The organism is Actinacidiphila sp. bgisy167 (genome assembly GCF_965342175.1).
Taxonomy (GTDB): Bacteria; Actinomycetota; Actinomycetes; order Streptomycetales; family Streptomycetaceae; genus Actinacidiphila.
The window spans coordinates 20009-43739 of record NZ_CBDRBL010000004.1; the positions used below are offsets into that span (position 1 = coordinate 20009).

The 23731-nt window shown below is 71.2% G+C and carries 22 protein-coding genes; 9 read left to right on the plus strand and 13 right to left on the minus strand.

Translation table 11 applies throughout. The annotated features are described in order from the left end of the window. Window positions 1-280: 280 nt before the first annotated feature. Both ACRWND_RS02355 and ACRWND_RS02360 read right to left on the minus strand, forming a co-directional pair. Window positions 281-1924: a glycosyl hydrolase family 18 protein gene (locus ACRWND_RS02355; RefSeq protein WP_431945298.1), complete on the minus strand. Its 1644-nt coding sequence runs from the start codon at window positions 1922-1924 to the stop codon at window positions 281-283. 220 nt (window positions 1925-2144) lie between these two features. Further along, window positions 2145-4685, minus strand: a complete 2541-nt coding sequence (locus tag ACRWND_RS02360; RefSeq protein WP_431945300.1) for a SpoIIE family protein phosphatase — start codon at window positions 4683-4685, stop codon at window positions 2145-2147. Window positions 4686-4731: 46 nt separating this feature from the next. On the opposite strand from ACRWND_RS02360, the gene ACRWND_RS02365 reads away from it, so the two are divergent. Both ACRWND_RS02365 and ACRWND_RS02370 read left to right on the plus strand, forming a co-directional pair. Continuing rightward, window positions 4732-5562 carry a zinc ribbon domain-containing protein gene (locus ACRWND_RS02365; protein ID WP_431945499.1) on the plus strand — a complete coding sequence of 277 codons (831 nt, stop codon included), beginning with the start codon at window positions 4732-4734 and terminating at the stop codon, window positions 5560-5562. Then, window positions 5544-6728 (plus strand): magnesium and cobalt transport protein CorA, encoded by a 1185-nt coding sequence (locus ACRWND_RS02370; protein WP_431945302.1) that lies wholly within the window; start codon window positions 5544-5546, stop codon window positions 6726-6728. Before ACRWND_RS02365 ends, ACRWND_RS02370 begins: the two co-directional genes overlap by 19 nt. Before the next feature lie 30 nt (window positions 6729-6758). Here ACRWND_RS02370 and ACRWND_RS02375 read toward each other — a convergent pair whose 3' ends face one another. Then, window positions 6759-7028: a DUF1876 domain-containing protein gene (locus tag ACRWND_RS02375; RefSeq protein ID WP_431945304.1), complete on the minus strand. Its 270-nt coding sequence runs from the start codon at window positions 7026-7028 to the stop codon at window positions 6759-6761. A gap of 119 nt (window positions 7029-7147) precedes the next feature. On the opposite strand from ACRWND_RS02375, the gene ACRWND_RS02380 reads away from it, so the two are divergent. Further along, the gene (locus tag ACRWND_RS02380; RefSeq protein ID WP_431945306.1) at window positions 7148-7570 is read left to right on the plus strand and encodes a CBS domain-containing protein; all 423 of its coding nucleotides are present in this window, start codon (window positions 7148-7150) and stop codon (window positions 7568-7570) included. Between the two features lie 24 nt (window positions 7571-7594). Here ACRWND_RS02380 and ACRWND_RS02385 read toward each other — a convergent pair whose 3' ends face one another. Then, window positions 7595-7942, minus strand: coding sequence for an STAS domain-containing protein (locus tag ACRWND_RS02385; protein ID WP_431945308.1), 348 nt, complete (start codon window positions 7940-7942; stop codon window positions 7595-7597). Window positions 7943-8226: 284 nt separating this feature from the next. After that, entirely contained in the window at window positions 8227-9096 is an 870-nt protein-coding gene (locus ACRWND_RS02390; RefSeq protein ID WP_431945310.1) for a helix-turn-helix domain-containing protein, read from the minus strand. Window positions 9097-9287: 191 nt separating this feature from the next. On the opposite strand from ACRWND_RS02390, the gene ACRWND_RS02395 reads away from it, so the two are divergent. Then, a complete protein-coding gene (locus ACRWND_RS02395) occupies window positions 9288-9773 on the plus strand; it encodes an ATP-binding protein (protein WP_431945312.1) in 486 nt (161 codons plus the stop codon). A gap of 21 nt (window positions 9774-9794) precedes the next feature. Here the strand turns inward: ACRWND_RS02395 and ACRWND_RS02400 are convergent, their stop codons facing one another. The 3 genes from ACRWND_RS02400 to ACRWND_RS02410 form a co-directional block, all read right to left on the minus strand. Next, complete coding sequence (locus tag ACRWND_RS02400) at window positions 9795-10034, minus strand: DUF397 domain-containing protein (RefSeq protein WP_431945314.1); 240 nt, start codon at window positions 10032-10034, stop codon at window positions 9795-9797. A 273-nt stretch (window positions 10035-10307) separates the two neighbouring features. Next, the gene (locus tag ACRWND_RS02405; RefSeq protein WP_431945316.1) at window positions 10308-11261 is read right to left on the minus strand and encodes a pirin family protein; all 954 of its coding nucleotides are present in this window, start codon (window positions 11259-11261) and stop codon (window positions 10308-10310) included. A gap of 102 nt (window positions 11262-11363) precedes the next feature. Further along, a complete protein-coding gene (locus tag ACRWND_RS02410; protein ID WP_431945318.1) occupies window positions 11364-11837 on the minus strand; it encodes an SseB family protein in 474 nt (157 codons plus the stop codon). A 226-nt stretch (window positions 11838-12063) separates the two neighbouring features. Here ACRWND_RS02410 and aspS point away from each other — a divergent pair, with 226 nt between their 5' ends. Beyond that, window positions 12064-13833 (plus strand): aspartate--tRNA ligase, encoded by a 1770-nt coding sequence (gene aspS, locus ACRWND_RS02415; protein ID WP_431945320.1) that lies wholly within the window; start codon window positions 12064-12066, stop codon window positions 13831-13833. A 93-nt stretch (window positions 13834-13926) separates the two neighbouring features. On the opposite strand, the gene ACRWND_RS02420 is transcribed toward aspS, so the two are convergent. The 4 genes from ACRWND_RS02420 to metG all read right to left on the minus strand — a co-directional run bounded on the left by ACRWND_RS02420 (window position 13927) and on the right by metG (window position 16933). Further along, a complete protein-coding gene (locus ACRWND_RS02420; protein WP_431945322.1) occupies window positions 13927-14322 on the minus strand; it encodes a type II toxin-antitoxin system VapC family toxin in 396 nt (131 codons plus the stop codon). Then, window positions 14319-14585: a hypothetical protein gene (locus tag ACRWND_RS02425; RefSeq protein ID WP_431945324.1), complete on the minus strand. Its 267-nt coding sequence runs from the start codon at window positions 14583-14585 to the stop codon at window positions 14319-14321. Before ACRWND_RS02425 ends, ACRWND_RS02420 begins: the two co-directional genes overlap by 4 nt. Window positions 14586-14654: 69 nt before the next feature. After that, window positions 14655-15206, minus strand: a complete 552-nt coding sequence (locus tag ACRWND_RS02430; protein ID WP_431945326.1) for a hypothetical protein — start codon at window positions 15204-15206, stop codon at window positions 14655-14657. Then, a complete protein-coding gene (metG, locus tag ACRWND_RS02435) occupies window positions 15206-16933 on the minus strand; it encodes a methionine--tRNA ligase (RefSeq protein ID WP_431945327.1) in 1728 nt (575 codons plus the stop codon). The genes ACRWND_RS02430 and metG overlap by 1 nt, the downstream gene beginning before the upstream one ends. Before the next feature lie 100 nt (window positions 16934-17033). Here metG and ACRWND_RS02440 point away from each other — a divergent pair, with 100 nt between their 5' ends. The 4 genes from ACRWND_RS02440 to ACRWND_RS02455 all read left to right on the plus strand — a co-directional run bounded on the left by ACRWND_RS02440 (window position 17034) and on the right by ACRWND_RS02455 (window position 21849). Beyond that, on the plus strand, window positions 17034-18146 hold the full coding sequence (locus ACRWND_RS02440; RefSeq protein WP_431945329.1) for an AI-2E family transporter: 1113 nt from the start codon (window positions 17034-17036) through the stop codon (window positions 18144-18146). A 109-nt stretch (window positions 18147-18255) separates the two neighbouring features. Next, a complete protein-coding gene (locus tag ACRWND_RS02445; protein WP_431945331.1) occupies window positions 18256-20085 on the plus strand; it encodes an acyl-CoA dehydrogenase in 1830 nt (609 codons plus the stop codon). A 118-nt stretch (window positions 20086-20203) separates the two neighbouring features. Continuing rightward, window positions 20204-21493 carry a M18 family aminopeptidase gene (locus ACRWND_RS02450; protein WP_431945333.1) on the plus strand — a complete coding sequence of 430 codons (1290 nt, stop codon included), beginning with the start codon at window positions 20204-20206 and terminating at the stop codon, window positions 21491-21493. A gap of 134 nt (window positions 21494-21627) precedes the next feature. Next, window positions 21628-21849 (plus strand): hypothetical protein, encoded by a 222-nt coding sequence (locus tag ACRWND_RS02455; protein ID WP_127354204.1) that lies wholly within the window; start codon window positions 21628-21630, stop codon window positions 21847-21849. A 37-nt stretch (window positions 21850-21886) separates the two neighbouring features. On the opposite strand, the gene ACRWND_RS02460 is transcribed toward ACRWND_RS02455, so the two are convergent. Beyond that, window positions 21887-23713 carry an NHL domain-containing thioredoxin family protein gene (locus tag ACRWND_RS02460; protein ID WP_431945335.1) on the minus strand — a complete coding sequence of 609 codons (1827 nt, stop codon included), beginning with the start codon at window positions 23711-23713 and terminating at the stop codon, window positions 21887-21889. Window positions 23714-23731: the final 18 nt, after the last annotated feature.

The following is a 23731-nucleotide window of genomic DNA, read 5'->3' on the forward strand; positions in this document are numbered from 1 at the left end:
CCGGGTGTTCTACAGGACCACGGGCCGTGGCCACGGGCCCCAGACCCCGGCCGATCCTCCTTCGCGGCACGCCTGCCGGATCGGACCCCGGCCGCCGTGGCAGCTCGCGCGGGCGGAACGGTGGCGGGACTCCTGGACGGTGAACGACCGGTTCACCAGTCGGCGACAGGTGTCGACGAACGGGTCGACCAGGGCGGGCGGGTGCGTCGCCCCGCGGCCGTACCGGACCGGAGGAGCGGTGACGACCCCGCGCCCCTCCGGCCCGTACGGCCGGCGTTCGCTAGCTCAGACCGTTGTTGATCGCGGTGACCAGCTCACCGTTGCTGGTGTCGCCGCTGAACTCCCAGAAGAACGCGCCGCCGAGGCCCTGGCTCTTCACATAGGCCATCTTGCCGGCGATGGTCGACGGGGTGTCGTAGCTCCACCAGTTGTTGCCGCAGTGCGCGTACGCGGTGCCCGCGACGGTGCCGGTGGCCGGGCAGGTGTTCTTCAGGACCTTGTAGTCCTCGTTGCCCGCCTCGTAGGTGCCCGGGGCGGCGCCGGTCGCCGAGCCTCCCGGGGCGGACTGGGTGACGCCGGTCCAACCGCGGCCGTAGAAACCGATGCCCAGGTTGAGCTTGGCGGACGGGATGCCCTTGCCCTTCAGCTTCTGGATCGCCGCGTCGGAGTAGAAGCCGGCGACCGGGATGCCGCTGTAGGAGGTGAGCGGGGAGTGCGGGGCGGTCGGGCCGTCCGCGTCGAAGGCGCCGAAGTAGTCGTACGTCATCACGTTGTAGTAGTTGACGTACTGGGCGGCGCCCGCGTAGTCGGCGGCGTCGATCTTTCCGCCGTTGGTGCCGTCGGCGGTGATCGCCGCGGTGACCAGGTTATTGGCGCCGAACTTGGCCCGCAGCGCGCCCATCAGGTTCTTGAAGGCGGCGGCGCCGCTGGTGTCGCAGGACAGACCGCAGGCGTTCGGGTACTCCCAGTCGATGTCGATGCCGTCGAAGACGTCGGCCCAGCGCGGGTCCTCGACGAGGTTGTAGCAGGAGTTGGCGAAGGCCGTCGGGTTGGCGGCCGCCTGGGTGAATCCGCCGGACCAGGTCCAGCCGCCGAAGGACCAGAGGATCTTGATGTTCGGGTACATCTTCTTCAGCTTGCGCAGCTGGTTGAAGTTGCCGCGCAGGGCCCCGGTGTCCCAGGTGTCCGCGACGCCGTCGACGCTCTGGTCGGCGGTGTAGGCCTTGTCGTAGTCGGCGTAGGCGTCGCCGATCGCGCACTGGCCGTTGGCGACGTTGCCGAAGGCGTAGTTGATGTGGGTCAGCTTGCTCGCCGAACCGGAGGTCACCAGGTTCTTGACGTGGTAGTTGCGGCCGTAGACGCCCCACTCGGTGAAGTAGCCGAGGCGGATCTTGTTCCCCGGGGGGCCGGTGGGGGTCGGCGGAGTCGGGGTGGGGGTGGGGGTGGGCGTGGGCGTCGGGTCCCCGCTGCCGCCGCCGGTGCAGGGGCCGCCGTTCAGCTTGCAGCCGCTCGGGCTGCCGCCGCCGGCGCCGTTGAAGCCGAAGCTGATGCTGGCGCCCGGGGCCAGGGTGCCGTTCCAGCTCTTGTTCCTGGCGGTCCAGTGCGTGCCGGAGCCGGTCACGTCGGCGTCCCACGCCGTGGTCACCGACGTGCCCGCGGGGAAGTCCCACTCGACGGTCCAGCTGCTGACGGGGGACGAACCGCCGTTGGTGATCGTCCACTTGCCCTCGAACCCCGTGCCCCAGTCCTGGGTCTTGGTGTACGTGGCGGTGGTGCCCGCCGCCTGCGCCGGCGTGGCGAGGCCGACGAGCGCGGCGAGCGGGAGCAGCAGCGCGGCGAGTCCCGCGGCGGCTGTGGTCCTGATGCGTCTGGTACGCGACGTTCCTGGGGTGTCCGGGGTGCGGAAGGTGTCTCCAGTGCTCAAGGGATGCTCCTCGAGTGGGGGCTGACGGGGAAACCGATGCCGCCTGGCGGGTCTTGACGCGATGTCATGCCCACCACAGTCCTTTGGCAGGGTAGAAAGGTCTGGACCATAGGGTCAAGAGGTCTGGACCAGATTGACCCCTCGACCGCGACCGCACGCCCCGGCGAGGGCGCCAGGGCGCACAAGTGAGCGAAGAGGACGAGCGGAGCGGATCGCGGCGTCAGCCCGGTTCGGCCAGGGTGATCGCGTCGAAGCCGACACCCGCCCCGCCCCCCTCGGGGCCCTGGCCGTCGAGGAACTGCTCGGCCCAGATGATCTTCCCGTCGTCGGTGTAGCGGGTGCCCCACCGCTGGGCGAACTGCGAGATCAGGAAGAGCCCGCGCCCGCCCTCGTCGGTGGTGCGGGGGTGCCTCAGATGCGGTGAGGTGCTGCTGGCGTCGGAGACCTCGCAGATCAGCGCCCGTTCCAGGATCAGCCGGAGTCGGATCGGACCGGAGCCGTGCCGGATCGCGTTGGTCACCAGTTCGCTGACGACGAGTTCGGTGGTGAACGCCAGTTCGCCCAGGCCCCAGTCCGCCAGCTGCCGGCTGGACAGCTCGCGGGCCCGGCCCACGACCGCGGGATCGGTGGGCAAATCCCAGGAGACGACCCGGCCGGTGCCCAGGCCGCGGGTCCTGGCCAGCAGCAACGCCACGTCGTCGTGCGGGCGGGCGGGGGCCAGTTCACGGACGACCCTGCCGCACAACGCGTCCAGCGGCGCGTCCCCGGCCTCCAGAGCGGCCCGCAACCGGCTGCGTCCGTCGTGTACGTCGTCCGCGCCCTCCGCCGGGGCGACCAGGCCGTCCGTGTACAGCGCGAGGACGCTGCCCTCCTCCAACCGCAACTCGGTCGCCTCGAAGGGCAGCCCGCCCAGGCCCAGCGCGGGACCGACGGACAGCTCGGGGAAGCGGACGGCCGCCCCGTCCTCCGCCCCGCCCCGCGAGCTCGGAGGCCGGAGCACGGCGGGCGGCGGGTGCCCGGCGCTGGCCATGACGCAGTGCCTGCTGACCGGGTCGTACGTCACATACAGGCAGGTCGACCCGAGCGAGCTGCCACCGACCCCCGTCGCCGCGGACTCCCCTGCCTCCCGGGAGACCTGGACGACCAGATCGTCCAGGTGCGCCAGCAACTCCTCCGGCGGCAGGTCGAGGTCGGCCAGGGTGCGCACCGCCGTCCGCAGCCGGCCCATCGCCGCGGCCGCCTCGATGCCGTGGCCCACGACCTCTCCCACCACCAGCGCCACCCGCGCGCCCGAGAGCGGGATGACGTCGAACCAGTCGCCGCCAACGCTCGACAACTCGTCCGCCGGCCCGTAGTAGGTGGCCACCTCCACCGCGTCCTGCGGCGGGAAGGCGTGCGGGAGCAGGCTGCGCTGCAGCACGAGGGCGGCGTCCCGCTCGCGGGTGTAGCGGCGCGCGTTGTCCAGGCAGACCGCGGCCCTGCCGACGACCTCCTCCGCCAGGCGCAGGTCCTCCTCGTCGAAGGGCTCCGCCCGGCGCACCCGGAAGAAGAGGGTGACGCCGAGAGTCACCCCCCGGGCACGGATCGGCACCACCATCGCCGTGTGCATGCCGAGTTCGCCGAAGTGGAGGGCGCGGCCGCCGGAGGTGCCCGCGGCCCACTCCAGCCCCAGCGGGTCCAGCCGGGCGCCGAGCCAGGACGTGCCGTCGGTCAGGCACCGGATCGGCGGGGTGTCCTCCTGGTACGCGGAGACCGCTCCGAGGCCGAACGCCGGTGGCGGCTCACCCTGCCGCGCCGAGCGCATCCCGGCGCGGCGCAGCGGCACGGTGACCGCCTCCCCCAGCCGCCCGGCCTGCGGCTCCGCGCCCTTGATGACCGACTCCAGCAGCTCGACGGCCACATAGTCGGCGAGGTCGGGCACCACCACGTCCGCCAGGTCCTGCGCGGTGTGCATCACGTCCAGGGTGCGGCCGAGGTGCTCGCTGGCCCGGTCCAGCAGCGACAGCCGCTTCCTGGCCCGCCAGCGGTCGCTGATGTCGATGACGGAGTAGCAGACGCCCACCGGGACGCCGCGCGCGTCCTCCAGCCGGACGAAGGACATCGAGTGCGCCTGCTCGCGGCGAGGGCCGGTGCGGAACCGCCCGACGTGCTCGTAGTCGATCACCGGCACGCCCGTCTCCAGGACCTGGCGCATCTGCGCCTCCAGGACCAGGGCGTTCAGACCTGGCTGGATCTCCGCGAGCCGGCGCCCCCTTCGTGCTTGCGAGGGGCCGCCGCCGAAGCGTTCCAAGGCCGCGTTCGACCACACGCAGCGCAGTTCGGTGTCGACCACGGCCAGCCCGATCGGCGTCTGGCCCACGATCCGCTCCAGCATCGTGAACGTCATCCCCGAGGCCATGGAGCGGGCGGTGCTGCCGGACTCCGCCGCCAGGACCATCCAGCGGACCGGCGAACCTCCGATCCCCTCCGGCAGCCCGGCCACCCGGACGCCCAGCGTGACCTTCCTGCCGTCGTCGCGGCGGAGCCGCAGCACACCCGTCCAGCCGCCCTCGGCACAGCAGCGCTCGGCGATCTCCCGCGTACACGCCGCGTCCTCCGGGACGAGCAGATCCACCGCGGGTGTTCCGAGGACGTCCGCCGCCCGCCGACCGAGCAGCCGCTCCGCCGCGGCCGGCCAGCTCAGGAGCCGCCCGCGGGCGTCGAGAAGCAACGTGACGGCGTCCGCCACGCCGGCGTCCACGCGCTCCTCGGGAGTCCCCATGGCCAGCTACTCCGTATCCGCCCGCAAGGTTACGCTCCGCTCACCGATGTTGTTCTTCCCGCTCGGCGATCGCCCTCACCGCGTCGCAGGAAGGGAAGGGGAAGGGGAGGGAAGGCAGGAGACGGGTCGGAGAGCCGACCGGCGGGCCGCCCTGCGTCATGCCCCGGGGGGAAGTCGGGGGCAGTTCCTCGCGATCCTGGCGAACAAGGCTGAGAGTGCCGGTCGCCTTACGATCCCGGTGGACCCCCGCGACACCTCCCGCACGTGCCCGCCCAGCCTCGGCGGCTGCGGACACGTGGACGGCAGGAGCCGCGTCTCCCAAGCGAAGTTGCAGTGCACGGCGTCCGGGTTCACCGCGAACGCGGACCACGTCGGCGCGACGAACATCTCCGACAGGGCCGGGCTGGCCCTCTGCGCGGCGGCCTCGCCACCGACACAGGAAGCCCGCGCGTTCACGCGTGGGTGGAGTCACCAGGCCCTCCGAGTACGGCCGGCCCCCCGGGGCCCCCCGCGCATCAGGTTACTCGTCGGCCCCGGCCGGCGCCCCCACGCGCGTGCCGCCGTACCGCCGGCGGGACGAGGACCTCGAGCAGCGCCGGCGACCAGCCCACCGAGGCCGCGACCGGATGGACCAGGGACCACGCGGCGCCCGGGGCGTCGGCGAGCCGGACGGCCGGTCGCCGAAGAGCGCGCGGCAGGCGGCGGCCACCGCGCTGAGCGGATTCCACTCGGCGACGGCGCGCAGCCATCCCCGGTCCGGGGCCGCGCCCTGCGGCCCGGTGCGGCGCATCGCGTCCCCTCCCCGTGCAGGCTCGCGGGCTACCCTGCACGCAAGGCCCTACGGAAGAGGTGCTGCCGGTGTCCGGGCGTCGACTGAGAGCCCTGCGCGCGCTGAGGAACACGACGAGGGAGAAGGCCAGGGCGGCGAGGACGACCCGCCCGGCCCGGTCCGCCGCGCCGCCGCCCGGGACGACCGGCACCGCTTCCGCGCCGCCGGTCGCGGAGCCCGCGGCCGTCGCCGTGAGCAGTGTGATGGACGCCGCCCTCTACCGTGACGGCCGGCGTGTCGCCACCCCCTCCTCGCTCGCCGAGGCGTACGCGCAGCTGCGCGCGGAGCCGGGCGCGATGGCGTGGATCGGGCTCTACCGGCCCAGCGAGGCCGAGCTGGTCTCGCTGGCGAGGGAATTCGACCTGCACCCGCTGGCCCTGGAGGACGCGATCCAGGCCCACCAGCGCCCCAAGCTGGAGCGCTACGGCGACACCCTCTTCGTCGTCCTCCGCGCCGCCCGCTATCTGGACGCCCCGGAGGAGGTCGACTTCGCCGAGCTGCACATCTTCGTCGGCCCCGGCTTCGTCCTGACCGTCCGCCACGGCGCGGCCCCGGACCTGTCCACCGTCCGCCACCGCATGGAGAGCAACCCCGAGCTGCTGACGCTGGGGCCCGAGGCGGTGCTCTACGCGGTGCTCGACACGGTCGTCGACGGCTACGCGCCGGTCGTCGCGGGGGTCGAGAAGGACATGGAGGAGAGCGAGATCCAGGTCTTCGGCGGCGACCCCCAGGTCTCCCGCCGGATCTACGAGCTCTCCCAGGAGGTGCTGGAGTTCCAGCGCGCCACCCGCCCGCTCGTCCCGATGCTGGACGGCCTGCAGGCGGGCTTCGCCAAGTACGGCACGGACGAGGAGCTCCAGCGCTACCTGCGCGACGTGGCCGACCACGTCACCCACACCATCGAGCGGGTGGACGGCTTCCGGCAGGCGCTCGGCGACCTGCTCACCCTCAACGCGACCCTCGTCGCGCAGCAGCAGAACGCCGAGATGCGGGCGCTCGCGGAGGCCGGCTTCGAGCAGAACGAGGAGATCAAGAAGATCTCCGCCTGGGCCGCCATCCTCTTCGCGCCCACACTCGTCGGCACGATCTACGGCATGAACTTCGACCACATGCCCGAACTGCACTGGCTGCTCGGCTACCCCTTCGCGGTCGTGCTGATGGGCGTGGTCTGCGTCAGCCTCTACCTGGTCTTCAAACGGCGCGGCTGGCTGTGAGGGCGCCGGGCCGGGGTCGGCCCCGCCCGCTCAGATCCGGGGATGCGCGGGCACGTGCGTGACCTCCTCGATCTCCTTCGCCGCCTTGCCGAGGAGCTGACGGGCGAGGTCGTTGAGCGCCCTGGCGGCCGCGAGTTCCTCGCCGACCCGGTCCTGCTCCGGATCGGAGGGGTGCCGGTTGGCGTGGCCGTGCGACCTGACCTCCGTGCCGTCCGGCAGGCGGAGCAGCGCGGCGGCCTTCGTCCTCGCACCGTCCTCCCGGAAGTCCATCTCTATGTGCCATCCGACGAGGGTCTGCATGACGGAACACCTCCAGCGGTCCCGGTGTCTCCTTCCAGGGTGCGCCCTCTCGCGGAACTGCTCCACCAGGGTGACGATGGAGCCGGAGGGCATCGGTCACGCCACGAGGAGGCGCCGTCATGACCACCGCACTGGACATCATGCACCCCGGCGCCATGTGCGTGGGGGAGCGGGAGAGCCTCACCGACGCGGCCCGGATCATGCTCGAGCAGGACATCGGCGCACTGCCGATCTGCGGCGACGACGACGTGCTGGTGGGCATCGTCACCGACCGCGACATCGTCCTGAAGTGCGTCGCCGAGGGGCGCGACCCGTCCGAGGTCTCCTGCGGCGAGCTCGCCGCGGGCCGCCCGCAGATCATCGAGGGGGACGAGCAGATCGACCGGGTGCTGGAGCTGATGGAGGAGTACCAGGTGCGCCGGCTGCCGGTGATCGACCATCCCGCGCACCGCCTGATCGGCATGATCAGCGAGGCCGACGTGGCCCGCCATCTGCCGAGGGAACGCATCGCGGAATTCGTGTCGGCCGTCTGCTCGGACTGACCCGCGGCCGCGTGGGCGGGGCGGTCACGGCCGCCCGAACCGGGCGAGCGCCTCGTCCACGCTCGGCACCGGCCGCAGGGCGTTCATCAGCCCGGCGGCGCGCAGGACCCTGAGGGCCGGGGGCCGGGAGCAGACGAACTGCACCAGGCCCCCGCACGCGTGCACCCGGCTGCGGATCCGGCACAGCACGGCGAGTCCCGAGCAGTCGATGAAGTCGACAGGGTCCAGGTCGACGACGAGGTCGGGGCCGGGGGCACGGGTCAGCGCGTCGAGCAGCGGTGTGATCTCCACGGCCGCCACGATGTCGATCTCCCCGCTGAGTTCGACCACGACGCACCCGTCGATCGTGCGGGTACGCAGGTACGGGCTCACCGCAGCATGAGATCACCAGGCCGATCAGCCGACCAATGCGTCAAGGTCCACTTCACTCGATCGAGTGTGACGAACGGGAAGCCGCGCAACAGCCGGGTCCGGGTGCACGGCCGTCCGCTGACGCGGCACCCGCACGGCCCGCGCCCGGGCGAAACGGAGGCCCGGCGGGAAGATCCGCCGCGAAGGCCCCGCCCGAAGGTCGGCGCGACGGCCGCGTGCCCCGCCCGACCGGCTCTTCCGTGCCGCGCGGGGCCGCCCCGGCCTCCGCCGGCCGCGTGGTGTGCTCAGAGCTCGCGGAGGACGGCCGACAGGCGGTCCCGCGTCGCCTCCGGGGAGAGGGAGTCCGCGCGGAGCTTGGCCATGACGGCCCGGTACTGGTCGACCTCCTCGCGCTTGTCGATGTACATCGCGCCGGTGAGCTGCTCGACGTACACCACGTCCGGGACGTCGGGCTCGGGGAAGGTCAGCTGGGTGAAGGTCCCGCTGGCGCCCGCGGAGTACCCGGTGAACTCCAGCGGCAGCAGCTGCACCGTCACGTTCGGCTGCTCCGACACCTCGATCAGGTGCGCGAGCTGGGCCCGCATCACCTGGCGCCCGCCGAATCTGCGGAGCACGACGGACTCGTCCATCACGGCCACGATCTGCGGCGCGCTCTCCGAAGTGAGCAGCTTCTGCCGCGTGTGCCGCAGGTCCAGCCGGCGCTCCACCTCCTCGGCGCGCGCGCCGGGGTGGCCCAGTCCGATGACGGCCCGGCTGTAGTCGTCGGCCTGCAGCAGGCCGTGCACGAACTGCGTCTCGAAGGAGCCGATGACCGACGCGGCCTCCTCCAGACCGACATACGTCTGGAACCACGCCGGCAGGACGTCGCCGAAGCCGTGCCACCAGCCGGCCACGTTCGCCTCGCGCACCAGCCCGAGGAGCGCCGTGCGCTCAGCGTCGTCCGTGATGCCGTAGAGGGTGAGCAGATCAGCCACGTCGCGCTCCTTGAAACTCACACGGCCGAGCTCCATGCGGCTGATCTTCGACTCCGACGCGCGGATCGAGTAGCCGGCGGCCTCACGGGTGATGCCGTGCGCCTCGCGCAGCCTGCGCAGCTGCGAGCCCAGGAGGATGCGGCGCACCATGGATCCGCTTCCCGACTGCACTGTGGTCATTTGCGCCTACCTTCTCCCCGTGGCATCCAGCAGTGTGCCATTCCCGCGCTGCGTTCAGTGCTCGATCCGTCACTCTCGATGGTCACTTCGCCACCACCGTACGCGCCATGCAAATGCACGTGCATCCGCCCCTTGCACCGGCTGGTGACCGTACGGGACGATGACGTCCGTGCCGATACCGGGTGGTGCGCATGTGGACTGAGAGCTCGGCCGGGGTGCAGCCCTTATGGGACGGGCTGACCCGGGAGCGCCTTTCGCCGTCGAGCGCGACCTCCTGCCCGCTGCCGCCGCGCTTCGAAGCGGTCGGCGACGCGCGAAGATTCACGCGGACCACCCTGCGCGCCTGGGCCCTCGAGGAACTCCGGGACGCCGTCGAGTTGGTCGCCTCGGAGCTGGTGACCAACGCCCTGCGCTACGCACTCCCCGAGGACGCCGCCCACGGCTGCGTCAAGCTGAGCCTTGTCCGGTGGTCAACGCGCGTAGTCTGCGCGGTGCGCGACCCCAGCGAGCACGGGCCCGTCACCAGGGCGCCCGATTTCGTGGCCGAGTCCGGGCGCGGGCTGCATCTGGTGGAGTCCTTCAGCGAGACCTGGGGATGGCACCCGCTGAACGGCATGGGGAAGGTCGTCTGGGCCCTCTTCCGCGTGCCGGGGCAGCACGACCGCCCGTCACACTGAGCATGTCGGGCACCACCACGGTCAGTTCGCCACGAAGTGGTCGAACTCCCCGTTCTTGACCCCCGCGATGAGGGACTCGATCTCTTCCTTCGTGTAGATCAGCGCCGGCCCGTCCGGGAAACGGGAGTTGCGCACCGCCACATCCCCGTCCGGAAGCGCGGCCATCTCCACGCACTGACCGTTCGCGTTGCTGTGCCGGCTCTTCTGCCACATCACTCCGCGGAGATCGGACGCGGCCATGCCGTTGTACGTGTGGCGCATGCTGCTCTCCAGTCAAGTTCCGTGCAGGACAGGGGAGATGATAGCCAGAGACAAAGTCCCGTGCATCTGCACGTGCAAGTGCACGTGCAGTCACCTTGGGTGAACGAGGCGGTGAGCCGTCAACGAACCGCCCGACAAAATCGCTCCCGCCGCATGCGACGGCCCCGCCGGGAATCGGGTTCCCGGGCGGGGCCGTTTGATGCAGTGGCGGGCCTGATCCGCCTCCGTCACTCCTGACGGGCGGGCCTCGTCACTCCTGACCTGCGCGCGCCGTCACTCCTGACCGGCGGGCACGGTGCCCAGCCGACCGGCCTTGAAGTCCTCGAAGGCCTGGGCGAGTTCGGCGTGGGTGTTCATCACGAAGGGGCCGTACTGCATCATCGGCTCACGGATCGGCAGCCCGCCCAGGAGGACGACCTCGAAGTTGGGGCTGCGCGTGTCCTGCGACTCGTCGGCACGGATGGTGAGGGAGTCGCCGCGCCCGAAGACGACGGCCTGCCCCATGCGGAAGGGCCGGCCCTCCGGTCCCGCGCTGCCGCGGCCGGACAGGCCGTACGCCAGGGCGTTGAAGTCCGCACGCCAGGGCAGGGTGAGCTGGGCTCCCGGGTTCACCGAGACGTGCAGCATGGTGATCGGGGTGTGCGTGGCGCCCGGTCCCTGGTGGCCGCCGACGTCGCCGGCGATGATCCGGATGAGCGCGCCGCCGTCCTCGGACGCGAGGAGCTTGACGTTGCCGCCCCGGATGTCCTGGTACTTCGGGGTGATCATCTTGTCCTTGGCGGGCAGGTTCACCCACAGCTGCAGACCGTGGAAGAGACCGCCGCTCATCACCAGCGCCTCGGGCGGGGTCTCTATGTGGAGCAGGCCGCTGCCGGCCGTCATCCACTGGGTGTCGCCGTCGGTGATGGTGCCGCCGCCACCATGGGAGTCCTGGTGGATGAACGCGCCGTCCATGATGTACGTGACGGTCTCGAAGCCGCGGTGCGGGTGCCAGGGAGTGCCCTTGGGCTCGCCGGGCGCGTACTCCACCTCGCCCATCTGGTCCATCATGATGAACGGGTCGAGGTTCTTGTAGTCGATGCCCGCGAAGGCCCGGCGGACGGGGAAGCCCTCCCCCTCGAAGCCGCTGGGGGCGGTGGTCACCTGCAGCGCACGCCGCTGAACCGCGTCGGCGGGGGCGTGGACGCGCGGCAGGGTCAACGGGTTCTCGACGGTCACTGCGGGCATGGCCAGATCCTCCTCGTAATGTTCAACATTCAACATAGTTGAACGCGCAACCATTGGCAAGGATTCCCGGGGCTTGCTCCGGTGCCGTGGTGCGGGGGCGGATCAGCCGTACATCCGCCGCATGGTGAACTCCACCATCTGCTCGACCGCCTTCGCGTCGAACACCATGCGGTGCTCGCCCTCCATGTCCAGCACGAAGCCGTAGCCGGTCGGCAGCAGGTCCAGCACCTCGGCACCCGTGATCACGAAGTACTTGGACTCCTTGCCGGCATAGCGGCGCAGCTGCTTCAGCGAGGAGAACATGGGGATCACCGGCTGCTGCGTCTCGTGCAGCGCCAGGAAGCCGGGGTTGTCACCGCGCGGGCAGTAGACCTTGGAAGTGGCGAAGACCGCCTGGAAGTCCTCGGCCGACATCGAGCCCGTCGTGAAGGCGCGGACCGCGTCCGCCAGCGAGGGCGGTGACGGCTCGGGGTAGCTCGCGCCCATCGGCGCCCCGCCCATGGCTGCCCCGCCCATCGGCGCCCCGCCCATGGGCGGCGCGGCCCCTGCCATCCCGTTCTGGTCGTAGCCGTACACGGCACACAGCGTATCGGGCCGCCGCCCCGCCGAGGGAGCCTCGCGCACGTCCTCCACGGCGACGGCCCAACCACGCCCGCGCCTCCCCGCCGTACGGTCGGCACCGCGCCCGCCGACCCGCCCTCGTTCGCCACCGTTCGCGGCTTTGATCCGAATGGGGTCGGACGGGTGCGCCCCCGTAGACTGGGGGAGCCTCATCCCCGAAATCAGACGACTTGGATGAACGATGCATCGGTACCGGTCCCACACCTGCGGTGAGCTGCGCGCCACCGACGTAGACGCGGAAGTGCGCCTGAGTGGTTGGCTGCACAATCGCCGGGATCTGGGCGGCATCCTGTTCGTCGATCTCCGGGACCACTACGGGGTGGTCCAGCTCGTCGCCCGCCCCGGCTCGCCCGCGTACGAGGCCCTGAGCCACCAGTCCAAGGAGTCGGTGCTCCGCGTCGACGGGCGAGTGGTCGCCCGTTCGGAGGAGAACGTCAACCCCGACCTGCCCACCGGCGCGATCGAGGTCGAGGTCACCGAGCTGGAGGTGCTCGGCGCCGCCGACCCGCTGCCGTTCCCGGTCTTCCCGGAGGACAACGCGAACGAGGAGATGCGGCTCACCAACCGCTTCCTCGACCTGCGCCGTGCCCGCATGCACCGCAACATCATGCTGCGCACCCAGGTCATCAGCTTCCTGCGCCGCGAGATGACGGCGCTCGGCTTCAACGAGCTCGCCACCCCGATCCTGTCCGCGACCTCGCCCGAGGGCGCGCGCGACTTCCTGGTGCCCTCCCGCGTGCACCCCGGCCAGTTCTACGCGCTCCCGCAGGCCCCGCAGCAGTTCAAGCAGCTGCTGATGATCGCGGGCTTCGACCGCTACTTCCAGATCGCGCCCTGCTTCCGCGACGAGGACAGCCGCGCCGACCGCTCGCCCGGCGAGTTCTACCAGCTCGACGTCGAGATGAGCTTCGTCGAGCAGGAGGACGTCTTCGGCGTCATCGAGAAGGTCATGACCGACCTCTTCGAGGAGTTCGGCGGCGGCCGCCACGTGACCTCTCCGTTCCCGCGGATCCCGTTCCGCGAGTCGATGGTCAAGTACGGCAACGACAAGCCCGACCTGCGCGCCCGACTGGAGCTGGTGGACGTCTCGTCGATCTTCGCCGACTCCGGCTTCAAGGCCTTCGCCGGCAAGCACGTCCGCGCCCTGCCGGTGCCGGACACCGCCGCGCAGCCGCGCAAGTTCTTCGACAACCTGGGCGACTACGCCGTCGAGCAGGGCGCCAAGGGCCTGGCCTGGGTCCGGGTCGGCGACGACCTCACCCTCAGCGGCCCGATCGCCAAGTTCCTCACCGAGGACGACGTCAAGGCGCTGCTCGCCGCCGTCGACGCCAAGCCGGGCCACGCGATCTTCTTCGGCGCGGGTGAGTTCGACGAGGTCTCCAAGATCATGGGCGCCGTCCGGGTCGAGGCCGCGAAGCGGGCCGGCCACTTCGACGAGGACGTCTTCCGCTTCTGCTGGATCGTCGACTTCCCGATGTTCGAGAAGAACGAGGACACCGGGCAGATCGAGTTCTCCCACAACCCCTTCTCCATGCCGCAGGGCGGCCTGGAGGCGCTGGAGACCAAGGACCCGCTGGACATCCTGGCCTGGCAGTACGACATCGTCTGCAACGGTGTGGAGCTCTCCTCCGGCGCCATCCGGAACCACGAGCCCGCGATCATGTACAAGGCCTTCGAGATCGCCGGCTACGACCGCGACACCGTCGAGCAGGAGTTCGGCGGCATGCTCCGCGCCTTCCACTTCGGCGCCCCGCCGCACGGTGGCATCGCCCCGGGTGTCGACCGCATGGTGATGCTGCTGGCGGACGAGCCCAACATCCGCGAGACGATCGCCTTCCCGCTCAACCAGAACGCCCAGGACCTGCTCATGGGCGCCCCGAGCACGGTCGACGAGGCCCGTCTGAAGGAGCTGCACCTCGCGCTGCGGCTGCCTCCGGAGAAGAAGGCCTGACCCCAGGGGACGAGCACGCCGATGGCCCGGAACCGTACGGCTCCGGGCCATCGGCGTCTACCCGAGGCGTGTGCGCGCGCCGTCCGGTCCCCGTCAGCCGACGACCTCGACCGCGCAGCGAATGCCGGAGGCGCGGGCGATGCGTCCGTCGGTCGTGAGGAGCGGACAGCCGTACGCCTCCGCGGCAGCCACGTACGCCGCGTCGTAAACGGTGAGATTGCCTCGTAGTTCCCAGATACGGGGCAGCAGGACGCGGGTCATCGGGACGACGGGGTCGAGCTCGCGGAGCGCCTCCACCGCGTCCGCTGCATGAGCTGCCGTGATCTTTCCCCCGAGTGCATTGCCCCGGATCACGGACATCACTTCGATCGTCCAGTGCTGTGGCGCGATCCACCGGTCGTCCTCAGCCAGGGCGCTTCGGCAACGCTCACCGGTCGTTCCCTCGTCCAGGAGCGAAAAGGCGAAGACCGAGGCATCGACGACGATCACTCTTCGTCTCCCGGCACGCCGAGTTGCGCGTCCCGCTCGGCCCTCGCCGTACGCAACACGTCCATGACGTCGCCTGCGGCGAGCCGGGAGCCGTACGCGGACCGCGAGAACCGCTCGAGGACGGCCAGATTGTCCCTGCGCCGCACCTCGTCGCGCACGAGGTCGAGCAGGTATGCCTGAAGCGACTGGCCGCGTTCCTCGGCTATGGCCGCAAGGCGGTCGCGAAGTTCCTCGGGCACGTCACGGATCTGGAGAGCAACCATACGGACAGTGTCGCACGCCTGCATGCACATGTGCATGCAGGCGGCGGCGGGACGACGGGTCCGCCCGGCTCAGCCGTCCAGGGCGACGACGGCGACCACCGGGCGGGCCGGGTCGCTGTCGTCCACGGCGACCCCGCGGCTGTAGGCGCCGTGGCCCGCGGCAGCGGGCACGTGGTCGCCGGCGTAACGGGCATGCGCCAGGCCTCCGGCGGCACGGCGGCAGGGGTCGGCCGGTGGCTCGCCCACCCTGAGGGCCCGGACGTCCGAGCCCAGCGCGCCGAAGCCCGAGGCGGCCAGGAAGCGCTTCAGGCCGTCGGCCGAGGTGCGGAAGCGCAGTTCGAGGTCGTGCTCACCGGAGAGGCCACCGCCCTGCGCGAGGTAGTGGACGTCCTGCGGGTCGACGGGCAGCCGCAGCCCGAAGCGCGCGGCGGCCCTCTCCAGCGTGACGTTGCTGCCGCGGCACGCGCCGTCCGGTCCCGGGGCGGCGCCGGAGCGGCGGTCGCCCGAGCCGGTCAGCGAGACCGCGAGGATCACCCCGGCCACCACCAGCACCAGGGTCAGGCCCACCGCGAGGATCAGCAGCAGCGGGGACCTTTCCCTGGCCGTGGCCGGGCCCGGCATCAGGCGGCCTCCGGCTCTCCGCCGAAACGCTCCCGGTAGGAGTCCAGGTCCTCCTCGGTGATCTTCGCGAAGAGCACCGGCGGCACGGTGAACGCGGTCCCGGCCGGGACGGCGGCCAGGGCGCGGGCCTCCTCAGGGCCGACCCAGCGCGCCGTGTCGTCCGCCAGGGCGAAGGCACCGCGCATCGCGGCGGCCGTGGCCGGGATGAAGGGCTCGGAGATCACCGCGTAGAGGTGGATCAGGTTCATGGCGGTGCGCAGGGTCAGGGCGGCGCCGTCGGCGTCCGTCTTGATCTCCAGCCAGGGCGCCTTCTCCTCCAGATAGGAGTTGCCGGCGCTCCACAGGGCGCGCAGCGCCTGCGCGGCCTTGCGGAACTGCAGGTCCTCCATGTGGCGCTCGTACTCGGCGAGGAGCTCGGCCATCTGCTCGCCGAGGCGCCGCTCGGCCTCCCCGGCCTCCCTGCCCGCCGGCACCTCGTCGCCGAAGCGCTTGCGGGAGAAGGACAGCACGCGGTTGACGAAGTTGCCGAGGGTGTCGGCGAGGTCCTTGTTGACGGAGGCCGCGAAGTGCTCCCACGTGAAGGAGGTGTCGTCGGACTCGGGCGCGTTCGCGATCAGGAAGTAGCGCCAGTAGTCGGCGGGCAGGATCTCGAGGGCGGCGTCGGTGAAGATGCCGCGGCGCTGCGAGGTGGAGAACTTCCCGCCGTAGTAGGTCAGCCAGTTGAAGGCCTTGACGTAGTCGACCTTCTTCCACTTGTCGCGGGTGCCCAGCAGGGTGGCCGGGAACATCACGGTGTGGAAGGGGACGTTGTCCTTGGCCATGAACTCGGTGTAGCGGACGTCGGTGTCCACGTCGTACCACCAGGAGCGCCAGTCGCGGCTCTCGCCCTCGGGCGCGGCGTCCGACCACTCCTTGGTGGCGCCGATGTACTCGATCGGCGCGTCGAACCAGACGTAGAAGACCTTGCCCTCGGCCGCCAGGTCCGGCCAGGTGTCGGCCGGCACCGGCACGCCCCAGTCCAGGTCGCGGGTGATGGCGCGGTCCTGCAGGCCCTCGGTCAGCCACTTGCGGGCGATGGAGGAGGCGAGCGTCGGCCAGTCCTTGCCGTGCTCGTCGACCCAGGCCTCGACCTCGTGGGAGAGCTTGGACTGGAGCAGGAAGAGGTGCTTGGTCTCACGGACCTCGAGCCGGCTGCTGCCGCTGATCGCGGAGCGGGCGTCGATGAGGTCGGTCGGGTCCAGGACGCGGGTGCAGTTCTCGCACTGGTCGCCGCGGGCCTTGTCGTAGCCGCAGTGCGGGCAGGTTCCCACGATGTAGCGGTCGGGCAGGAAGCGCTCGTCGTCCAGGGAGTAGACCTGGCGGATGGCGCGCTCCTCGATGAAGCCGTTCTGCTTCAGCTCGCGCGCGATGGCCTGGGTGATCTCCACGTTCTGCGGCGAGGAGCTGCGGCCGAAGTAGTCGAACGAGAGCGCGAAGCCGTCGTAGACCGCCTTCTGGGCGTCGTGCTGCTGGGCGCAGAACTCGTCGACCGGCAGCCCGGCCTCCTGCGCGGCGAGCTCGGCCGGTGTGCCGTGCTCGTCGGTGGCGCAGATGTAGAGGACCTCGTGGCCGCGCTGGCGCAGATAACGGGAGTAGACGTCGGCCGGGAGCATGGACCCCACCATGTTGCCCAGGTGCTTGATCCCGTTGATGTACGGAAGGGCGCTGGTGATGAGGTGTCGAGCCATTGCCGGCTGCTCCCAGGTCGCTACTGTGGGTGAGGGTGGCCTGTACGGACCGTCAATATCGTATCCGACCGCGCGGGGCCACCCGTTCGCCTTTTCCGGCATGCGGACAGCGGAGCCGGCGTGGTCCTCTGGGCAGGTGGACGCGCCCCTCCTGCCGGCTTCCGCGCGGCGCACGGCCGCGTGGTGCGCCGTCGTGCTGCTGGTGGCCGCGGTGGGCGCTCTCGCGCTGTGGCTGCTCGTCACCTTCGCGGCGGTGGTCACGCCCGTCCTGCTGGCCCTGCTGGGCAGCGCCCTGCTCGGCCCGCTCCACCGGCGGCTGCGGGCCGTGCGGGTGCAGCGGTCGCTGGCCGCGGCGCTGACCTGCGCGGCGCTGCTCGTCTTCGTGGCGGGCGCGGGCTTCATCCTCGTGCAGAGCCTGCTGCAGACCGGCGACCAGATCGTGGCGTCGCTCAAGGAGGCGGCCCAGAAGGTGCTGCCCCGCCTGGGCGCGCCCGGGACCTCGCTGAACGAGACCATCGACAGCCTCAAGTCCTTCGCCACCAAGTACGGCGCCCGCGCGGCCTCCGGGGTGTGGTCAGGACTGAGCATCGTCGGCCAGGCCATCGCCACCGCGGTGCTGGCACTCCTGCTCACCTTCTTCTTCCTGCGCGACGGCGCCCGCTTCCCCGCCCTTCTGCGCGACGCGGCGCCGAACGGCAGCGGACCCCTGCTGGAGCGGATCGCGCACCGCGCCTTCGCCGCCGTGCAGGGCTTCATGCGGGGCACGACCGTGATCGCGCTGATCGACGCCACCCTGATCGGCATCGGCCTGCTGATCCTGCGGGTGCCGGGCGCCGTGGGGCTGGCCGCCCTGGTGTTCATCGGCGCCTACATCCCGTACCTGGGTGCGTTCATCTCCGGCGCGGTGTCGGTGCTCGTCGCGCTCGCCGACCGGGGATGGGTGATCGGCCTGTGGGCCCTGGGCGTGGTGCTGGCCGTCCAGGTGGTGGAGGGGCACATCCTGCAGCCCATGGTGCAGAGCCGCACCGTGCACATGCACCCGGCCGTCGTGCTGCTGGCGATCACGGCGGGGGCCAGCCTGGCCGGCATCCTCGGGATGCTGCTGGCGGTCCCGATCACGGCCGCCGCCCTCGGGGCCCTGGACGAACTGCGCCACAAGGAACCGAATTCTCCTCCGAAAAGCGGCGGTTCCCGGCCGGATCCGGCCCTATAGGGGTTGTTTTTATTACCCGTGGGTAGCATCATTACCGACTGGTAAGTGATAAAGCTGCGAGGACCGCGCACCCTCCCGCCGTCCGACCGATCCCGACGGAGCCGTCGCCATGGGCCACTACAAGTCAAACCTTCGCGACATCGAGTTCAACCTCTTCGAGGTCCTCGGACGCGACAAGCTGTACGGGACCGGCCCGTTCGCCGAGATGGACGCCGAGACCGCCAAGGCCATCCTGGGCGAGATCGCGCGCCTGGCGGAGAACGAGCTCGCCGCCTCCTTCGCCGACGCCGACCGCAACCCGCCGGTCTTCGACCCGGTGACCGGCACCGCCCCGGTGCCCGACTCCTTCAAGGAGAGCTACAAGGCCTACATGGCCTCCGAGTACTGGCGCCTCGGCCTGCCCGAGGGCATCGGCGGCACCACCGCCCCGCCGTCCCTGATCTGGTCGTACGCGGAGCTGGTCCTCGGCGCCAACCCCGCCCTGTGGATGTACTCCTCCGGCCCGGCCTTCGCCCGCATCCTCTTCGAGGAGGGCAACGAGGTCCAGAAGAAGATCGCCGAGATCGCGGTCGAGAAGACCTGGGGCTCCACCATGGTCCTCACCGAGCCGGACGCCGGCTCGGACGTGGGCGCCGGCCGCACCAGGGCCGTCGAGCAGGAGGACGGCTCATGGCACATCGAGGGCGTGAAGCGCTTCATCACCTCCGGCGAGCACGACCTGGAGGAGAACATCCTCCACTACGTCCTCGCCCGCCCCGAGGGCGCCGGCCCCGGCACCAAGGGCCTGTCGCTCTTCCTCGTCCCCAAGTACCTCTTCGACTTCGAGACCGGCGAGCTGGGCGAGCGCAACGGCGTCTACGCCACCAACGTCGAGCACAAGATGGGCCTGAAGGCCTCCAACACCTGCGAGATGACCTTCGGCGACCGGCACCCCGCCAAGGGCTGGCTCGTCGGCGACAAGCACGACGGCATCCGCCAGATGTTCCGGATCATCGAGTTCGCCCGCATGATGGTCGGCACGAAGGCGATCTCCACCCTCTCCACCGGCTACCTCAACGCGCTGGAGTACGCCAAGGAGCGCGTGCAGGGGCCGGACCTCGCGCAGTTCACGGACAAGTCGGCGCCCAAGGTCACCATCACCCACCACCCCGACGTGCGCCGCTCCCTGCTGACGCAGAAGGCCTACGCCGAGGGCATGCGCGCCCTGGTCCTCTACACCGCCTCCGTCCAGGACGCGATCGCCGCCGCCGAGGCGGCCGGCGAGGACACCGCGCGCCTGCAGGCGCTCAACGACCTGCTTCTGCCGATCGTCAAGGGCTACGGCTCCGAGAAGGGCTACGAGCAGCTCGCCCAGTCCCTGCAGATCCTCGGCGGCTCCGGCTTCCTGCAGGAGTACCCCATCGAGCAGTACATCCGCGACGCCAAGATCGACACCCTCTACGAGGGCACCACCGCGATCCAGGGCCAGGACTACTTCTTCCGGAAGATCGTCCGCAACCAGGGCGCCGCGCTCACCGCCCTCTCCGAGGAGATCAGGGCCTTCCTCGCCGAGGCCACCGGCGGCGAGGAGCTCTCCGGGGCGCGCGAGCAGCTCGCCAAGGCCGCCGTGGACCTCGAGGCCATCGTCGGCAGGATGCTGACCGACCTGGCCGCCACCGAGCAGGACGTCAGGAACATCTACAAGGTGGGCCTGAACACCACGCGGCTGCTGCTCGCCTCCGGTGACGTCGTCGTCGGCTACCTGCTGCTCAAGGGCGCCGCCGTCGCCGCCGCGAAGCTGGCCGCCGGCGCCGGCGCCAAGGACACCGCCTTCTACACCGGCAAGATCGCCGCCGCGAAGCACTTCGCCGCCGAGATACTGCCCCAGGTCTCCGTCGCGCGCTCCATCGCCGACGGCGTCGCCCTCGACATCATGGACCTTCCCGAAGAGGCGTTCTGACCGCACCCTGACCAGGTCGCAACCTGGCCTTGACCGGTCCTGACCAGGTCCGCCCGAGGCGACGACGGCCCGCTCCTCCCGCGAGGAGCGGGCCGTCGCGCGTCCCTATGCTTGAAGCATGAACCCTCAGCCCCACTTCGACCGCGGCCACACCGACGACCTCGCAGCCTTCCTCGCCTCCAGCCCGTCGCAGTACCACGCGGTGGCGAGCGCCGCCGAGCGCCTGGAGAAGGCCGGATTCCGGCAGGTCGCCGAGACCGACGAGTGGGGCGCCGAGGCGGGCGGCAGGTACGTGCTGCGGGGTGGCGCGATCATCGCCTGGTACGTGCCCGAGGGAGCCGGACCCGCCACCCCGTTCCGGGTCGTCGGCGCGCACACCGACTCCACCAACCTGCGCGTCAAGCCGCGTCCCGACTCCGGCGCCTTCGGGTGGCGCCAGATCGCCGTGGAGATCTACGGCGGCGCCCTCCTCAACACCTGGCTCGACCGCGACCTGGGACTCTCCGGCCGGCTGGTGCTGCGCGACGGCAGCACGACGCTGGTCCACGTCGACCGGCCGCTGCTGCGGGTGCCGCAGCTCGCCGTCCACCTCGACCGCGGCGTCAACGAAAACGGCCTCAAGCTCGACAAGCAGCGCCACATGCAGCCCGTCTGGGGCCTCGGCGAGGTCGAGGAGGGCGCCCTGATCGCGTTCCTCGCGCAGGAGAGCGGCGTGGCCGCCGCCGACGTCGTCGGCTGGGACCTGATGACGCACGACGTCCAGCTGCCCGCCTACCTCGGCCGCGACCAAGAGTTCCTGGCCGCCGGCCGGCTCGACAACCTGCTCTCCGTGCACGCCGGCACCGCCGCCCTGGCCGCCGTCGCCGGCGCCGACCTGCCCTGCATCCCCGTCCTGGCCGCCTTCGACCACGAGGAGACCGGAAGCGAGTCCGACACCGGCGCCGCCGGACCGCTGCTCGGCAACGTCCTGGAGCGCTCCGTCTTCGCGCGCGGCGGCGGCTACGAGGACCGCGCCCGCGCCTTCGCCGGCACCGTCTGCGTCTCCGCCGACACCGGACACGCCGTCCACCCCAACTTCGCGGAGAAGCACGACCCGACGCACCGCCCGGTGCCCAACGGCGGCCCGATCCTCAAGGTCAACGTCAGCCAGCGCTACTCCACCGACGGCGCCGGCCGCGGCGTCTTCGCCGCCGCCTGCGAACGGGCCGGCGTGCCCTGGCAGTCCTTCGTCTCCAACAACGCCATGCCCTGCGGCACCACCATCGGCCCCATCACCGCCGCCCGGCACGGCATCACGACCGTGGACATCGGCGTGCCGATCCTCTCGATGCACTCCGCGCGCGAACTGTGCGGCGCCGACGACCCGTTCCTGCTGGCCAGCGCCCTGAAGGCGTTCCTGGAGGGCTGACCTTCGCGCCCCCACCGGTGAAGTCCGCCGCCAAGCAGCGGACTTCACCGGCATCCGACGGCCATGAGACGCCCGCCCCCGGGTACACGGGTCCTACGAGTCCGTGGAGACAACCACGTTCGGAGGCGGACATCATGGGAATCGGCGGTTGCATCGGCCTGATCGCGGTGGGGGCCATCCTCACCTTCGCGACCGACTGGCACATGGCCGGGGTCAATCTGGACCTGGTCGGCCTGATCATGATGGCGGTCGGCGCCATCGGCCTGGCCGCGTACATCAGCATCTTCAAGAAGCGCCGGGTCGTGGAGCCGATGCCGGTGATGGACGAACGCGCCCGCAACTACCCGCACGTGTGACGCACGTGCGGGGGCGTCAGACGTCCATCCCGGCGGGTCAGCCGTCCATCCCGGCGAGCACCAGGGCGAGGCGGGTGTCCCCGTCGGCCGTCAGGCGGACGGGGACACCCCAGTCCTGCTGGTGCACATGGCAGGCGGGGAACTCGTTGCCCGGGTCGTCGTCGCACGACGCGGCCATCGCCGACACGTGCAGCACCCCCTCGCCGACGTCGCCGTTCAGGACGACGTCACGGAAGAGGTCCGTACCCTTGCCGGCCCCTTCGCTCAGCAGCTCCGGCGGCGTCGCGCTGACCAGCAGCCGCGTCGAGGGCCCGTAGCGCTCGTCGAGCTTCTGGCCGACCGGGGCGGAGAACACCACATCGAGCCGGAACGGCCCGGGCGCCACATCCGTCGTGGGCCGCCGTGTACGGTGCGCGGCGCCCTCGACCCGCACGGCCTCCTCCGGCAGGCGCAGTCGCGTCAGCCGGTGGCGGGCGGACTCCACCACCACGATCTCCGCGCCGTCCAGCACCGCGCCCGACGGCTCCCGCAGGTCCGTGGCGAGCGTGCTGACCTCAGCGGTCGCCGGGTCGAAGCGGCGCAGCGCGTGGTTGTAGGTGTCGCTGACCGCGACCGACCCGTCCGGCAGGGCGGTCACCCCCAGCGGATGCTGCAGCAGCGCCTGCTCCGCGGCACCGTCACGGTGACCGAAGTCGAACAGCCCCGTGCCGACGGCCGTGCGCACCACGTACCCCGCGCCGTCCGCGGCCCGCTCCACCCAGCGCAGCGCGCTGGTCTCGGAGTCCGCGACCCACAGCCGCTCACCGGCCGCCGCGAGCCCCGACGGCTGCGCGAACCACGCCTGCTCCGCCGGGCCGTCGACCAGCCCCTCGTTGGTCGTCCCGGCGGCCACGGCGACCGATCCGTCCGACGGGTCGTACGTCCACAGCTGGTGGACGCCCGCCATGGCGATCCACACCCTGCCGTCCCACCACGCCACGTCCCAGGGCGAGGACAGGTCGGTGCCCAGCGCCGGGCCCGAGGTCGCCGAGCCCTGCCACCACTGCTTCCCGGTGCCGGCCACCGTCTCCAAAGCCCCGCTCACCGGATCGAACACCCGCAGGCGGTGGTTCACGGTGTCGGCGACGACCACCGTGCCGTCCGGCAGGAGCGCCAGCCCCTGCGGCTCGTTGAAGTCCTCCGGGCCGCCGATCCGCCGCACGACGCTCTCGCCGTCCGGCGCCATCTCCACCAGCTGGTGCCGGGTCGAGTCCGACACCAGCAGGTTCCCCGAGGGGAGCAGCAGGGGCTTGCCCGGGAACCGCAGGTCGGTGGCGACCGGCTCCGGCGGCACATACGGCCCGTCCCCGCGGCGCAGCGTCCCCTTGGCCTCGTGCTCCGCCTCCAGCTCGGTGACCAGCGCCTCCAGCGCGTGTGCGTGCCCCTCGCCGGAGTGCTGGGCGACGACGTACCCCTCCGGGTCGATCACGGTCAGCGTGGGCCACGCCCGCACGGCGTACTGCTTCCAGGTCGTGAGCTCGGGGTCGTCGAGCACCGGGTGGTGCACCCCGTACCGCTCCACGGCGTCCACGACCGACCGGTGCTCCGCCTCGTGCACGAACTTCGGCGAGTGCACCCCGACGATCACCACGGTGTCGCGGTGCTTCTCCTCCAGCTCGCGCAGCTCGTCGAGGACGTGCAGGCAGTTGACGCAGCAGAAAGTCCAAAAATCAACAATTGTGACTTTCCCTCGCAGGTCGGCCAGGGTGAGGGCCTTGCCTCCGGTGTTGATCCATCCGCCCCTGCCGACCAGCTCGGGGGCGCGGACACGGACACGCTTGCGGGGTGCGGGCGCGGGGGTGGGCGCCGGGGCGGCATCGTTCATCCCTCAAGCTTGCCATCC

Excerpts from the sequence above, each read along its gene's own strand:
- ACRWND_RS02425 (WP_431945324.1), bottom strand. The coding sequence starts at position 14,585 with ATGGTTGCTCTCCAGATCCGTGACGTGCCCGAGGAACTTCGCGACCGC.
- ACRWND_RS02380 (WP_431945306.1), top strand. The coding sequence starts at position 7,148 with ATGACCACCGCACTGGACATCATGCACCCCGGCGCCATGTGCGTGGGG.
- ACRWND_RS02365 (WP_431945499.1), top strand. The coding sequence starts at position 4,732 with ATGTTGTTCTTCCCGCTCGGCGATCGCCCTCACCGCGTCGCAGGAAGG.
- ACRWND_RS02440 (WP_431945329.1), top strand. The coding sequence starts at position 17,034 with ATGCGGACAGCGGAGCCGGCGTGGTCCTCTGGGCAGGTGGACGCGCCC.
- ACRWND_RS02405 (WP_431945316.1), bottom strand. The coding sequence starts at position 11,261 with ATGCCCGCAGTGACCGTCGAGAACCCGTTGACCCTGCCGCGCGTCCAC.
- ACRWND_RS02360 (WP_431945300.1), bottom strand. The coding sequence starts at position 4,685 with ATGGGGACTCCCGAGGAGCGCGTGGACGCCGGCGTGGCGGACGCCGTC.
- ACRWND_RS02390 (WP_431945310.1), bottom strand. The coding sequence starts at position 9,096 with ATGACCACAGTGCAGTCGGGAAGCGGATCCATGGTGCGCCGCATCCTC.
- ACRWND_RS02375 (WP_431945304.1), bottom strand. The coding sequence starts at position 7,028 with ATGCAGACCCTCGTCGGATGGCACATAGAGATGGACTTCCGGGAGGAC.
- ACRWND_RS02395 (WP_431945312.1), top strand. The coding sequence starts at position 9,288 with ATGTGGACTGAGAGCTCGGCCGGGGTGCAGCCCTTATGGGACGGGCTG.
- ACRWND_RS02430 (WP_431945326.1), bottom strand. The coding sequence starts at position 15,206 with ATGCCGGGCCCGGCCACGGCCAGGGAAAGGTCCCCGCTGCTGCTGATC.
- metG (WP_431945327.1), bottom strand. The coding sequence starts at position 16,933 with ATGGCTCGACACCTCATCACCAGCGCCCTTCCGTACATCAACGGGATC.
- ACRWND_RS02400 (WP_431945314.1), bottom strand. The coding sequence starts at position 10,034 with ATGCGCCACACGTACAACGGCATGGCCGCGTCCGATCTCCGCGGAGTG.
- ACRWND_RS02450 (WP_431945333.1), top strand. The coding sequence starts at position 20,204 with ATGAACCCTCAGCCCCACTTCGACCGCGGCCACACCGACGACCTCGCA.
- ACRWND_RS02445 (WP_431945331.1), top strand. The coding sequence starts at position 18,256 with ATGGGCCACTACAAGTCAAACCTTCGCGACATCGAGTTCAACCTCTTC.
- ACRWND_RS02455 (WP_127354204.1), top strand. The coding sequence starts at position 21,628 with ATGGGAATCGGCGGTTGCATCGGCCTGATCGCGGTGGGGGCCATCCTC.
- ACRWND_RS02460 (WP_431945335.1), bottom strand. The coding sequence starts at position 23,713 with ATGAACGATGCCGCCCCGGCGCCCACCCCCGCGCCCGCACCCCGCAAG.
- aspS (WP_431945320.1), top strand. The coding sequence starts at position 12,064 with ATGCATCGGTACCGGTCCCACACCTGCGGTGAGCTGCGCGCCACCGAC.